The sequence below is a fragment of the Streptomyces sp. NBC_00377 genome, assembly GCF_036075115.1.
Classification (GTDB): domain Bacteria; phylum Actinomycetota; class Actinomycetes; order Streptomycetales; family Streptomycetaceae; genus Streptomyces.
In genome coordinates, this window is sequence record NZ_CP107958.1 from 5298221 (window position 1) to 5311397 (window position 13177).

General features: G+C 71.3%; 11 protein-coding genes and 1 tRNA gene. 9 read left to right on the top strand and 3 right to left on the bottom strand.

All coding sequences use genetic code 11. From position 1 onward, the window contains the following. Positions 1-165 precede the first annotated feature (165 nt). Positions 166-2961: a penicillin acylase family protein gene (locus tag OHS71_RS23815; protein WP_328481371.1), complete on the top strand. Its 2796-nt coding sequence runs from the start codon at positions 166-168 to the stop codon at positions 2959-2961. A 74-nt stretch (positions 2962-3035) separates the two neighbouring features. Here the strand turns inward: OHS71_RS23815 and OHS71_RS23820 are convergent, their stop codons facing one another. Continuing rightward, complete coding sequence (locus OHS71_RS23820) at positions 3036-3650, bottom strand: 5-formyltetrahydrofolate cyclo-ligase (protein ID WP_328481372.1); 615 nt, start codon at positions 3648-3650, stop codon at positions 3036-3038. A gap of 107 nt (positions 3651-3757) precedes the next feature. Between OHS71_RS23820 and galU the strand changes: the two genes are divergently transcribed. The 8 genes from galU to OHS71_RS23860 all read left to right on the top strand — a co-directional run bounded on the left by galU (position 3758) and on the right by OHS71_RS23860 (position 9683). Next, entirely contained in the window at positions 3758-4660 is a 903-nt protein-coding gene (gene galU, locus OHS71_RS23825; protein WP_328481373.1) for a UTP--glucose-1-phosphate uridylyltransferase GalU, read from the top strand. A 5-nt stretch (positions 4661-4665) separates the two neighbouring features. After that, the gene (glp, locus tag OHS71_RS23830; protein ID WP_328481374.1) at positions 4666-5991 is read left to right on the top strand and encodes a molybdotransferase-like divisome protein Glp; all 1326 of its coding nucleotides are present in this window, start codon (positions 4666-4668) and stop codon (positions 5989-5991) included. A 62-nt stretch (positions 5992-6053) separates the two neighbouring features. Then, on the top strand, positions 6054-6533 hold the full coding sequence (gene moaC, locus OHS71_RS23835) for a cyclic pyranopterin monophosphate synthase MoaC (protein WP_328481375.1): 480 nt from the start codon (positions 6054-6056) through the stop codon (positions 6531-6533). Further along, complete coding sequence (locus OHS71_RS23840) at positions 6530-7066, top strand: MogA/MoaB family molybdenum cofactor biosynthesis protein (protein ID WP_328481376.1); 537 nt, start codon at positions 6530-6532, stop codon at positions 7064-7066. The genes moaC and OHS71_RS23840 overlap by 4 nt, the downstream gene beginning before the upstream one ends. Positions 7067-7083: 17 nt before the next feature. Then, a complete protein-coding gene (locus OHS71_RS23845) occupies positions 7084-7689 on the top strand; it encodes a GNAT family N-acetyltransferase (RefSeq protein ID WP_328481377.1) in 606 nt (201 codons plus the stop codon). Positions 7690-7833: 144 nt separating this feature from the next. Continuing rightward, positions 7834-9165 (top strand): divisome protein SepX/GlpR, encoded by a 1332-nt coding sequence (sepX, locus tag OHS71_RS23850; protein WP_328481378.1) that lies wholly within the window; start codon positions 7834-7836, stop codon positions 9163-9165. A gap of 81 nt (positions 9166-9246) precedes the next feature. Beyond that, positions 9247-9320, top strand: a tRNA-Ala gene (locus OHS71_RS23855). 45 nt (positions 9321-9365) lie between these two features. Next, entirely contained in the window at positions 9366-9683 is a 318-nt protein-coding gene (locus OHS71_RS23860; RefSeq protein WP_328481379.1) for a hypothetical protein, read from the top strand. A gap of 90 nt (positions 9684-9773) precedes the next feature. Here OHS71_RS23860 and OHS71_RS23865 read toward each other — a convergent pair whose 3' ends face one another. Beyond that, positions 9774-12269, bottom strand: coding sequence for an ABC transporter permease (locus OHS71_RS23865; RefSeq protein WP_328484619.1), 2496 nt, complete (start codon positions 12267-12269; stop codon positions 9774-9776). Continuing rightward, positions 12263-13117 (bottom strand): ABC transporter ATP-binding protein, encoded by an 855-nt coding sequence (locus tag OHS71_RS23870; RefSeq protein WP_328481380.1) that lies wholly within the window; start codon positions 13115-13117, stop codon positions 12263-12265. The genes OHS71_RS23865 and OHS71_RS23870 overlap by 7 nt, the downstream gene beginning before the upstream one ends. Positions 13118-13177: the final 60 nt, after the last annotated feature.

Genomic DNA, 13177 nt, shown 5'->3' on the forward strand with positions numbered 1-13177 from the left:
CTCTTGACGATTTCTTGACACTCGCTGAGGGAAGATCGAACATCCCTCCGGGCCGGTACCCGACTCCGCGTCAAGTGCCTCGAGGCCCTGCGCCTATGGTTGCTCCAGCGCTCAGTAGAAAGCACAGCCCGCCCTGCCGCTCGCGTTAGGACAGCAAGGACAGCGATGCCCTCCAACACCACCGCCACATCGGGTGACAAGCCCGGCAAGTCCGGCAGGAAGAAGGGGCGCAAAGCCCGTTTGATCGTGCTTGTGCTGGTGCTGGCCATCATCGGAGGCATCGCCTACGGCGCCTACTGGTCCATCAGTACCGTCCGCGCGTCCTTCCCGCAGACCAAGGGTTCGATCACACTCGAGGGCCTGACCGGGCCCGTCGACGTGAAACGGGACGGCTACGGCATCCCGCAGATCTACGCGGACTCCGACGAGGACCTGTTCATGGCCCAGGGTTACGTCCAGGCCCAGGACCGGTTCTACGAGATGGACGTGCGCCGTCACATGACGTCCGGACGTCTGTCGGAGATGTTCGGCAAGAGCCAGGTCGACAACGACGAGTTCCTGCGCACCCTGGGCTGGGACCGCGTCGCCAAGGAGGAGTACGACAAGACGCTGTCGGCCTCCACCAAGAAGTATCTCCAGGCCTACGCCAAGGGGGTCAACGCCTACCTCAAGGGCAAGGACGGCGCCGACATCTCCCTGGAGTACGCGGCGCTGGGCTTCACCAACGACTACAAGCCGGCCGAGTGGACCCCGGTCGACTCGGTCTCGTGGCTGAAGGCGATGGCCTGGGACCTGCGCGGCAACATGCAGGACGAGATCGACCGGGCCCTGATGACCAGCCGGCTCGGCCCCGCGCAGATCGCCGACCTGTATCCGCAGTACCCGTACAACAGCAACCAGACGATCGTTCAGGAGGGTCAGTACGACGAACTGACCAAGACGTTCGAGCAGAGCGACGGCCGGGGCGGCTCCGCAGGCAGCTCCACGAACGGCGGCTCCGGTGACGGTACGGGCTCGTCGGGCTCGTCCTCGAGTACGGACGGCTCGGCCCTGCAGAGCCAGCTCTCCGGCCTCTACAACGTGCTGGACGACCTGCCCACGGCCGTCGGGGTGAACGGCAACGGCATCGGCTCCAACTCCTGGGTCGTCGCCGGCGAGCACACGATCACCCACAAGCCGCTGCTGGCCAACGACCCGCACCTGTCGGCCTCGCTGCCATCCGTCTGGTACCAGATGGGGTTGCACTGCCGGGCCGTCTCCAGCAAGTGCCAGTACGACGTCTCCGGATACACCTTCGCGGGCATGCCCGGTGTGATCATCGGACACAACTCGACCATCTCCTGGGGCATGACGAACTCCGGCGTCGACGTCACCGATCTCTATCTGGAGAAGCTCTCCGGCGACGGCTATCAGTACGACAAGAAGATCAAGCCCTTCACCACGCGCGAGGAGACCATCAAGGTCGCCGGCGGTGCGTCGAAGACGATCGTCGTGCGGCAGACCGAGGACGGCATGCCCCTGCTGTCCGACCGCGACGACGAACTCGTCAAGGTCGGCAAGAAGGCCGCCGTGGACACCTTGGACACCGCGGCGCCCGACCGCGGCGACGGCTACGGCGTCGCTCTGAAATGGACCGCCCTGCAACCGGGCACCTCCATGGACGCCGTCTTCGCCATGGACAAGGCGAAGGACTGGGACGAGTTCCGCGGCGCGGCCAAGCTCTTCGACGTGCCCTCGCAGAACCTCGTCTACGCCGACACCTCGAACAACATCGGCTACCAGCTGCCCGGAAAGATCCCCACGCGCGCCAAGGGCGTCGACGGCTCGATCCCCGCACCCGGCTGGAACTCGAAGTACAAGTGGACGGGCACGATCGACTTCGACGAGCTGCCTTACGAGTACAACCCCACCCGCGGCTACATCGTCACCGCCAACCAGGCCGTGATCGACAAGGACAAGTACCCCTACACGCTCACCACGGACTGGGGCTACGGCGCACGCAGTCAGCGGATCACCGACCTGATCAAGAGCAAGATCAAGGGCGGCGGCAAGATCTCCACCGACGACATGCGCCAGATGCAGCTGGACGACGACAGCGAGATCGCGAAGCGGCTCGTGCCGGTGCTGAAGAAGATCAACCTCGACGACCCGGACGTCCGCGAGGCGCAGAAACTGCTGGAGAACTGGGGCTTCACCCAGGACGCCGATTCGGCTGCGGCCGCCTACTTCAACGCGGTCTGGCGCAACATCCTCAAGCTGGCCTTCGGCAACAAGCTGCCCAAGGAACTGCGCGTCGAGGGGCAGTGCCTGTGGGTCGACCCCGTCAACACCACCGGCCCGGTCGACGACACCAAGAAGGTCCGCGAGTGCGGCCAGCGCGACGCCGACCAGGCACAGCCGGACGGCGGCGACCGCTGGTTCCAGGTCGTGGAGAACCTGATGGCGAAGCCGGACAGCGACTGGTGGACGACGCCCGAGTCGGGCACCCGTCCCGGAGCCGTCCACGACCGCGACAAGCTGTTCGCGCGCGCCATGATCGACGCCCGCTGGGAGCTGACCGCCAAGCTCGGCAAGGACATCGACACCTGGAGCTGGGGCCGGCTGCACCGCCTGTTCCTGAAGAACCAGACCCTGGGCACCAGCGGCCCCGGCGTCCTCCAGTACATCCTCAACCGCGGGCCGTGGAAGCTCGGCGGCGGCGAGGCGACGGTCAACGCGACCGGCTGGAACGCGGCCGGCGGTTACGGCGTCGTATGGGTGCCCTCGATGCGGATGGTGGTCAACCTCGCCGACCTCGACAAGTCGAAGTGGATCAACCTCACCGGCGCCTCGGGACACGCCTTCAGCGCGCACTACACCGATCAGACGAGCAAATGGGCCAACGGTGAACTGCTCGAGTGGTCCTTCTCGAAGAAGGCCGTCGACGACAGCACCAGCGACACCCTGGTGCTCGAACCCTGAGCGTTTGACCCGCCGACCCGAAGGGGCCCTCCACGCGTGCGTGGAGGGCCCCTTCCGCATGAGGGCACGAGGAGTCAGGTGAAGCGGCGCGTCCCCGAAGGCGTCACCACGGCGTGCACCGGCCGGTCGTGCGCCTCCTCGGGGACGCGCTCGACGACCTCGGCGTCGTACAGGAGCACCACCAGCGAGGGACGTGCGCCGGACTCCGCCAATCGGGCCAGCACGCGGTCGTACGACCCTCCGCCGCGCCCCAGACGCATACCGCGCTCGTCGACCGCCAGTCCCGGCAGCAGCACCACGTCGGCGGCCGTCACGGCATCCGGGCCGAGGCGCTCGCCGGCCGGCTCCAGGAGCGTCATCCGGCCGCCGTGCCGGACCGGCGCGAGCGAGCCCTCGCCGGTGTAGGCGCCCCAGTCCAGGTCGTTGTCGGGCAACAGCGCGGGGAGCAGCACGCGCACGCCACGCGCGTGCAGCGCGTCCAGCAGCGCCGGGGTGCCGGGCTCGGTACCCACGGAGACGTAGGCAGCCACCGTGCGCGCGTGGGTCAACTCGGGCAGCTCCAGCGCGCGCTCGGCCAGCGCGAGGGCCGCGGCGCGTACGTCATCGGTCGTCAACCTGTTCCTCACGGCCAGGAACCCTCGCCGCAACATGCGTTTGTCAGACTCTGGTCCGCCTTCGAGGTGGCTCATATGGCGCTTCCCCCACTTCTCCCTCACACCGCTCCAATGCGTTCATATGATCATTAATTGACCGGAGCCACAGATCCCTCTCAAAGTCACCGGATAAGGTTGCCGCCATGACTCAGTCGCACCCCAGGATCAGCAAGGCTGTCATCCCCGCAGCCGGCCTCGGCACCCGGTTCCTGCCGGCGACCAAGGCCACTCCCAAGGAGATGCTGCCGGTCGTGGACAAGCCTGCTATCCAGTACGTGGTCGAGGAGGCCGTCTCCGCGGGCCTCGACGACGTCCTCATGGTCACAGGCCGGAACAAGCGTCCCCTCGAGGACCACTTCGACCGCAACTACGAACTCGAGTCGGCCCTCCAGAAGAAGGGCGACGCCGCTCGGCTCGCCAAGGTCCAGCAGTCGAGCGACCTCGCGACCATGCACTACGTCCGCCAGGGCGACCCCAAGGGCCTCGGACACGCCGTCCTGTGCGCGGCCCCCCACGTCGGACAGGAGCCCTTCGCCGTCCTGCTGGGCGACGACCTGATCGACCCCCGCGACCCGCTGCTCCAGCGGATGATCGAGGTGCAGGAGCAGCACGGCGGCAGCGTCGTCGCGCTCATGGAGGTCGCCCCCGAGCAGATCCACCTCTACGGCTGCGCGGCCGTGGAGGCCACCGTGGACAGTGACGTGGTCCAGGTGACCGGGCTGGTCGAGAAGCCGGAGCCCACGGACGCCCCGTCGAACTACGCGATCATCGGACGCTACGTCCTCGATCCGAGCGTGTTCGGCATTCTGCGCCGGACCGAGCCCGGCCGCGGCGGCGAGATCCAGCTCACCGACGCGCTCCAGCAGCTCGCGCAGGACGAGAAGATCGGCGGCCCCGTCCACGGCGTCGTCTTCAAGGGCCGCCGCTATGACACCGGCGACCGCGGCGACTACCTGCGTGCCATTGTCAGACTCGCGTGCGAACGTGAAGATCTGGGTCCGGACTTCCGTACCTGGCTTCGCAGTTACGTCACCGAGGAGATGTAGCCACTTTGAGCACCGCCGCGCCCCGCCCCGCCGGTCAGGACCGCCTCTGGTCGGTGGACGAACACCTGGGGGACATCCTCGCCACCGTCCGCCCCCTGGAGCCCATCGAGCTGCAACTGCCCGACGCCCAGGGCTGCGTCCTGGTCGACGACGTCACGGTGCCGGTCTCGCTGCCGCCCTTCGACAACAGCTCCATGGACGGGTACGCGGTGCGGGTCGCGGATGTCGCGGGCGCGAGCGAGGAGTTCCCGGCGGCTCTGGACGTCGTCGGGGACGTCGCGGCGGGACAGTCGGGCGATCAGCTGTACGTGGGGCCCGGTCAGGCCGCCCGGATCATGACCGGCGCCCCGCTCCCGGCCGGCGCGGAGGCCGTCGTCCCCGTCGAGTGGACCGACGGCGGGCTCGGCGGGGGCCCGGTCGGCGGGATGCGCGCCCGCAGCATCGCCCCCGAACAGGCTTCCGGGCAGGTGCGCGTGTACCGGCCGGCCGAGGCACGCGCGCACGTGCGCGCGAAGGGCAGCGATGTGAAGGCGGGGGACCGCGCCCTCGAAGCCGGGACCGTCCTCGGACCGCCCCAGATCGCCCTGCTCGCCGCGATCGGCCGAGGCGCCGTACGCGTGCGCCCGCGCCCGCGCGTGGTCGTGATGTCGACCGGAAGCGAACTCGTCCAGCCAGGAGAGGAACTGGGCAGCGGTCAGATCTACGACTCCAACAGCTTCGCTCTCACCGCCGCCGCCCGGGACGCCGGAGCCATCGCCTACCGGGTCGGCGCGGTCGCCGACGACGCCGACACCCTTCGCTCCACCATCGAGGACCAGCTCGTCCGCGCCGACCTCGTCGTCACCACCGGCGGAGTGAGCGTGGGGGCGTACGACGTGGTCAAGGAGGCGCTGGAGCACGTCGGCGACGAGGACGAGGCGGGGGGCGGCGTCGAGTTCCGCAGGCTCGCCATGCAGCCCGGCAAGCCCCAGGGATTCGGCTCCGTCGGCCCCGACCACATCCCCCTGCTGGCCCTGCCCGGCAATCCCGTCTCGTCGTACGTCTCCTTCGAGCTGTTCGTCCGCCCCGCCATCCGCACCCTCATGGGTCTCGAGGACGTCCACCGGCCCACCACGCGCGCGAAGCTCACCGCCGACAAGCCGCTGACCTCGCCGAAAGGCCGCAGACAGTTCCTGCGCGCCGCCTATGCCGACGGCAGCGTCCGCCCGGTCGGCGGCGCCGGTTCCCACCTGGTCGCGGCCCTCGCGCACGCGGACTCGCTGATCGTCGTCCCCGAGGACGTGGAGTCGGTCGAGCCCGGTGCCGATGTCGAGGTGGTCCTCCTCGGCTGAGTGGTCCTGGTTGGGGGTACCGTGTCGCGCACAACAGGCCCGACCGGGAGTGCCACACCACCATGAGCACGCAGGACCGACTCACGCACATCGACGACGCGGGCGCCGCCCGCATGGTCGACGTATCCGGCAAGGACGTCACCGCGCGCACCGCGCGTGCCAGCGGGCGTGTCCTCGTCTCGCCCCGCGTGGTCGAGCTGCTGCGCGGTGAAGGGGTACCCAAGGGGGACGCGCTGGCCACCGCGCGGATCGCGGGCATCATGGGCGCCAAGCGCACCCCGGATCTCATCCCGCTGTGCCACCCCTTGGCCGTGTCCGGTGTGAAACTGGATCTGACGGTCGCGGACGACGCCGTGGAGATCACCGCCACGGTGCGGACGACGGACCGTACGGGCGTCGAGATGGAGGCCCTCACCGCGGTCTCCGTCGCCGCGCTCACCGTGATCGACATGATCAAGGCGGTCGACAAGAAGGCGGTGATCACGGACGTGCGTGTGGAGGAGAAGACGGGCGGCAAGTCGGGCGACTGGAGCCGGGCATGACACATGACGCGGCGATCGGCGGCGCCCTGCTCGCTCCGTACAGCGCACTGGTCGTGACCGCCTCGAACCGGGCCGCCGCCGGCGTCTACGCGGACAGGGGCGGCCCGCTGATCGCCGAGGGCCTGCGCGGCTTCGGCTTCGCCGTCGACGGGCCGCAGGTCGTCCCCGACGGTGACCCGGTGGAAGCCGCGCTGCGGGCCGCCGTCGAGGCGGGGTACGACGCCGTCGTCACCACCGGCGGCACCGGCATCTCGCCCACCGACCGCACCCCCGAGGCGACCCGCGCGGTGCTCGACCACGAGGTACCGGGCATCGCCGAGGCCATCCGGGCGCACGGCCGGGAGAAGGTGCCCACCGCGGCGCTCTCCCGGGGCGTGGCGGGGGTGGCGGGCGGCACGCTGATCGTCAACCTGCCCGGCTCCACCGGGGGTGTGAAGGACGGCCTGGCCGTCCTGGAGCCCCTGCTGATCCACGCCGTCGACCAGATCCGCGGTGGCGACCACCCCGGAGTCAGCCACGGGGGTGCCAGCTGAACGGCTCGTCCTGGCCCGTGGAACTGGTGGAGGGCGACATCGTCCTGCGGCCCATAAAGCTGCGCGACCAGCGGGCCTGGCGCGAGGTCAACCGGCGCAACCGCGACTGGCTGCGCCCCTGGGAGGCGACCATCCCGCCGCCCGCTCCCACCGGGCCGATCGCGCACCGGCCGACCTACCGCCAGATGGTCCGGCACCTGCGGTCCGAGGCGAACGCGGGGCGGATGCTGCCGTTCGTCATCGAGTACCAGGGGCGGCTCGTCGGGCAGTTGACGGTCGCCGGGATCACCTGGGGATCGATGTGCTCCGGGCATGTCGGCTACTGGGTGGACGAGTCGGTGGCCGGCCGCGGTGTGATGCCGACGGCCGTGGCGCTCATCGTGGACCACTGTTTCCGCAGCGTCGGACTGCACCGCATCGAGGTCTGCATTCGCCCCGAGAACGGCCCGAGCCGCCGGGTCGTGGAGAAACTCGGATTCCGTGAGGAAGGGCTGCGGCCGCGCTATCTCCACATCGACGGTGCCTGGCGCGACCACCTGGTCTTCGCGCTCACGGCGGAGGAGGTCCCCGAGGGCCTGCTGAACCGGTGGCGGCGCACACGCTCGCAGAAGGCGTCCAATTGAATTACCCGACCAGCCGAATAGATGTTCGAAAATGATCGGTTGATCGCACCGGTCGCAAAAAAAGTTCGAAATATCAGCCAGATCGTGCGACACACCGGCCCAATTGGCGGATGGCCTCACGCAAACCCCTCTACCGTGTGAGACGTGAGCAGCAGCGGCCTCATCTACGCAGTCATTGTCGGGGCCTGGGCCGCCTACTTGGTGCCTATGTGGCTCCGTAGGCAGGACGAGCTGAACGAAGCCCGTCCGACGGAACGCTTCAGCACCGCCATCCGGCTGCTTTCCGGACGGGCGGGCATGGAGCGCCGGTACGCCAAGGACCTGCAGGCGCGCTCCACCGAGGAGGGGGAGTCGGGCGCCGACGCTCCGGACGTCGCCACCGCGTCGGTGGACGTCCGGTCCTTCGCCATGCCACCGACCCGCCCCCAGGTGAAGGCGCCGGTCCAGGAGCGTGGCCAGGAACGGGGTCAGGAGCGCGGGCACGAACGCGTGCACGAGCGTGGACCGGGACGCCCGGAGCCGGCGCGTGAACCCGTGCGCGAGCCGGTGGCCAAGCACGCTCAGGAACAGCGCGAACGCGAACCGGGCGCCAAGCACGCGCGCGAGGGAGGCGCCGCGCCGGCGGGCCGACGGGTGCCCGTCGCCCGGCGCACGCCCTCCGAGCAGGCATCCGCCGCGCGCGCCCAGCGTTCGAAGGCGCTCGCGCGCCGCCGACGCACCACCATGATGCTCTTTCTCGCCTTCACGTTCGGCGCGATCGTCGCTGCGGTCGGCGGGCTCGCGTTCCTCTGGGCGCCCGGCGTCCCCGCCGTCCTGCTCAGCGGATACATCGGGTACCTGCGTTCCCAGGAGCGCCGCCGTTTCGCCTACCAGATGGACCGCAGGCGCGCCGAGGTCGCCGCGCAGCGGCTGCGGGAACGGCAGCCGCGCCGGCGTGCGCCCGCCTCGGCGACCGCCTCGTCCCTCGACCCCGGCACCGACGCCGGGGCAGAGGAGCCGCATGCGGCCCCCGAACCGGAGACCGACCCGGGCCTGCTCGCCCTCGCCGCGGACCGCAGGGCGCTCGTCGAGCAGACCGACCACGCGGAGTGGGTCGACCAGCAGCGTGAGCGGCAGCACAGGCCCGGACACGGTGACAGCTGGGACCCGGTACCGGTACCGCTGCCGACCTACGTGACCGCGCCGGTCGCACCCCGGGCGACCTCCGACGTGGACCTCGGGGCGCCGGACGCATGGAGTTCGGCCCGCTCGAGTTCGGTGACGCCGGAGCACGAGGCGGCGGACGCGGGCGACGCACCGGCCGGGGAGGCCGACGGGGCGGACGCCGCGGACGCCGCGGACGACAGGGAGGCGGACGGCGACGAGCGCAGCGACGCCCGGCGCGCGGCCTCGGCCCGGCGCTCACGCGAGCGCGGCCGCACCCCGCTGTTCGACCAGTACGAGGACGGCGAGCGCCCCCGGGCCGCCAACGAATGAGGGGCTCCCACCCCACGCCCGGCCTCGGGGAACGGATTTCCAAGCAGGCCGACCGGGATGCTAGAGTTTCACTCGTTGCAAGGGCCTGTGGCGCAGTCTGGTAGCGCACCTCGTTCGCATCGAGGGGGTCTGGGGTTCAAATCCCCACAGGTCCACGCAGCTCAAAGCCCCGGTCGGGTTTTCCTGACCGGGGCTTTGGCATGCCGTACAGCAGCTACGTAGAGCAACTACTGCGGATCTCGCGACCCCGGGCACTCGGCCAACTCTCTTTCCTGCTGCCCGCCCTGGAGAGCCGCGACACGGATTTCCGGAAGCACGACAGCGACGACCCCTGGTACCGCAACGAGGGTGACGGCCACGCGTACGCCGTGCCCGACGACGGCGTGGTGATTCATCCGATCGCCGCCGTCAACAAGGTCGGCCGCGCGGTTCTGCGTCAGGCGGCCGAAGCGGCCCGCCGCCCGGACGACGGCGAACCGGGCGCGCTTGCGCCGGCCGCCGACGGCGCGGACACCTGAGGGGACGACACGAAGTCGACGGCCGGCCCCTTTCACTTCGACGGCCGGCCTCTTCTCGCTTCGACGGCCGGCGGAGCCGAAGGCCATGGTTCAGGCCCGGTTGGTCGTGGTCCCGGGTTCGTGCGGCCTGGCGGGTCGTGTGCCAGGGGTGCGTAGTGCCGGTGCGGTCGAGGTCAGTGCGGTGGCGGTCGCGACGAGTGCACAGGCCGCTGCCGTCCAGCCGATCGCCGGCCAGGGCAGGACGATCGTCGGCGGGGCCGAGAGCAGTCGTAGGGCGCCGGTCAGGCCGGCCAGGTTGACGGCCGTCACCAGCAGGCCCAGCAGTGAACCCAACCCCACCGCGGTCAGCGCCTCCGCGGCCGCCAGCCGCAGTATCTGTCCTCCCGTGGCTCCGGCCAGCCGCAGGGCCGTCAGGTCGGACCTGCGTTCGGCGGCCGCCATGACCAGGGTGTTGGCGAGCGAGATGCCGGTGTACAGGAGCGCGATGCCCAGGACGAGCAGCATGCCGAGCCGGGTCGTGCGGTTGGTCTCCGGGCGAGCGGCTCGTATCCACTGCGCCCTGTCCATGACCCGCGTTCCGTCGACGGCGCGCAGACCCGCCGCCACCGCCGCCGCGTCGGCCCCGGCCCGTACCCGCACGTCCACGCGGTCCACTGCGTCCTCACCCCCACCGCTCCCGCCGCCCGCGTTGGCCGGGGTGACGTAGGCGCCGTTGCCGCCCGTGCCGACGGTCAGCACGGCGGCGATACGGAGGGTCTTCGGTGTGCCGTCCCCGAGCCACACCCGTACCCGCTGCCCCACCCGGTGCCGCGCCCACTCCTCGTTCACGACGATCGACCCGTCGTCGAGGTCGGCGAGCCGCCCGGCGGTCACCGGCAACCGTACGGTGGCGGCGAGGAGCGCCGGGTCGGCCGCCCGGGCCTCGGACTTCACCAGCGCCACGCCGTCCTCCAGCGTGTAGACGGCGGTGGCGGAACTCGCGGACACGACCGTGCCGGGGACCTGGCGAAGCCGCTCGAGCGCCCCCGGCCGCAGAACTGTTCCGTCCCGCGGGGTGACCACGAAGTCGGCGGCCGTCCGTTGTCGTGCCTCCGCCGCCTCCGCCTCGCCGATCGTGGCCGTCGCGCCCAGCAGGGAACCCGCGAGTGCCACGGTGACCAGGACGGGCGCGGCGACGGCGGCGGTACGACGGACCGCGGCGACGGCGCCGGCCCGCGTCAACAGGCCGACCACTCCCGGCAGTCGGGGGAGCAGCGGGCGCACCGTGAGGGGCGAGAGCAGCGCCACCGCCGTGATGAGCAGCATGGGGCGGCTGATGTACGACTTGCGGTGCAGCAGCTCGCCGGGGTCGGTCACCAGCGAGTACGCGAGGGTCGCGACGGCGGTGAGCAGCAGCGCCGCACCGCACACGAGGCGTCCCCGGGTCAGTGCGCGTCCGTCCACCGAGGCCTCGCGCAGCGCCTGGGCCGGGGCGGTCCGGCCGGCCCGCCAGGACGCCGCGAGCGCGCCGCACAGGGCGACCGACAGGCCCGTCCAGAAGGCCAGATGGTACGGCCACACCCCGGCCGAGGGGCCGCCGATCGCGTACCACCGGGGCGCCAGGGCGCCGTCGACCACCCACTCGCCCAGCAGCGGCGCGCCGTACGCGCCCAGTGCGCAGCCCGTCGCCGAGGCGAGCGTGCCGACCAGGAGTGCCTCCGCCAGGACCGTGCGCCGGACCTGGCCCGGTGTCGCCCCGGCGGTGCGCAGCAGTCCGAACTCGCGGCGCCGCCGGTCGACCGCGAAGGCGAAGGTGGAGGCGACGACGAAGACCGACACGAAGGCGGTCACGCCGCCCGCCGTGCCGAACAGGGCGTTCAGCGCCGTGAGCGCCTCGGCGTCCCGGCCCGGGTCGGCGTCGGCCAGCCGCCTGGCGTCCCCGGTGAGGATCCGTACCTGCCCGTCCGGGTCCTCGTCCGCGAGGACTGCCCTTACGTCCGCCGCGGTCGCCTCGACGACCAACTGGGACGACTCCGGGGAGAGTCGGGCGGCCCGGGCGTCCGGGTAGAACACGGCGTGCTCGAATCCGAGTCCGCGCACGGTCCCGACCACGCGCGCCGGGCCGTCCGCGGTGCGCAGCCGGATGCCCACGGCCGCCCAGCCGTCGCTGGTCACCACCTCGTCGGCCGCCTCGGGCGCCCGGCCCGCCGTCAGCGCGTAGGGGGCGAAACGTGCCGTCGACCAGGGGTGCCCGACCAGGTTGTCCGGTGCGCCGGGGATGCCGGCCACCCGGACCGGGAAGGAGCGGTCCTCGGTGACCCGGCCCTTCGCGCGGAGCGCGGCGACGGTCGCGGCGGGCACCGGTCGCGGCCGGGCCAGCGCCTTCGTCCGCTCGCCTGCCGGGGTCGCCACCCTCAGCGTGTCCTGACCCTTGACCACCACCGGTGCGACGGCGAACCGTTCCGGGGCACGTGCGGGCGCCGCCAGCGACGCGGCCAGCGCCTGGCCCATCACGGTGAGCAGCGCGACGCCGAGCGCGAGGGCGACGAAACTGCCGGCGAAGGCGGCCCACCGGGCGCGCAGGGTGCGCAGCGCGACGCTCAGCACGAGGCACCTGCCGAGGAGCCTGTAGGAGTGTCTGCGGGCGCCCATGCCGGGCTCTCTGCGGGGGAGAGCCCCGGCCCGCCGGCCTCTGTCCCTCCTTGAGCCGAGGTCTCCGTCCCGGTCTCCAGTGCCGCCATCCGTGCCGCGATCACCTTCACGCAGGCGTCGGCGTCGCGGAGTTCACCGTGCACCCGGCCGTCGACCAGGAAGATCACCCGGTCCGCGTAGGAGGCGGCGAGCGGGTCGTGGGTGACCATGACGACGGTCTGGCCGGATGCGTCGGCCATGGAGCGCAGCAGGGTCAGCACCTCGCGGCCGGTACGGGAGTCCAGCGCGCCGGTCGGTTCGTCGGCGAACAGGACGTCCGGGCGGGTGATCACGGCGCGGGCCAGGGCGATGCGCTGCTGCTGGCCGCCGGAGAGTTCGGCCGGGCGGTGACCGGCGCGGTCGGCGAGCCCGACCTGCCGCAGGGCATCACGGACCCGTGCCCTGGGAGGGCGGCGGCCGGCGAGCCGCAGCGGGAGGGCGACATTCTGCTCGGCGGTGAGGGCGGGCAGCAGGTTGAACGCCTGGAAGACGAAGCCGATCCGCTCCCGGCGCAGCAGCGTCAGCCGCCTCTCGCTCATCCCGGTCAGTTCGGTCCCGCCGATCCGCACCGACCCCGAGGTCGGCCGGTCCAGCCCCGCGGCGCACTGGAGCAGGGTCGACTTGCCTGAGCCGGACGGTCCCATGACGGCAGTGAAGGAGCCCCGGGGGAGGCCGATGGTGACGTCGCGGAGGGCGGTCACGCCGGTGCCCGCGGCACCGTATCGCCTGTTCACGGCGGTCAGTTGGACAGCGAGTGTGGTCATGGCTCCACGAAACCGTGTGCGCCCCTGTCCGGTCTGTCGGGCAGGACCGAGACCTGGGGT

What these genes read in the sequence shown, in the direction of transcription:
- OHS71_RS23815 (WP_328481371.1), top strand. Translation starts at nt 166, where the DNA reads ATGCCCTCCAACACCACCGCCACATCGGGTGACAAGCCCGGCAAGTCC.
- OHS71_RS23820 (WP_328481372.1), bottom strand. Translation starts at nt 3,650, where the DNA reads ATGAGCCACCTCGAAGGCGGACCAGAGTCTGACAAACGCATGTTGCGG.
- galU (WP_328481373.1), top strand. Translation starts at nt 3,758, where the DNA reads ATGACTCAGTCGCACCCCAGGATCAGCAAGGCTGTCATCCCCGCAGCC.
- moaC (WP_328481375.1), top strand. Translation starts at nt 6,054, where the DNA reads ATGAGCACGCAGGACCGACTCACGCACATCGACGACGCGGGCGCCGCC.
- OHS71_RS23840 (WP_328481376.1), top strand. Translation starts at nt 6,530, where the DNA reads ATGACACATGACGCGGCGATCGGCGGCGCCCTGCTCGCTCCGTACAGC.
- OHS71_RS23860 (WP_328481379.1), top strand. Translation starts at nt 9,366, where the DNA reads ATGCCGTACAGCAGCTACGTAGAGCAACTACTGCGGATCTCGCGACCC.
- OHS71_RS23870 (WP_328481380.1), bottom strand. Translation starts at nt 13,117, where the DNA reads ATGACCACACTCGCTGTCCAACTGACCGCCGTGAACAGGCGATACGGT.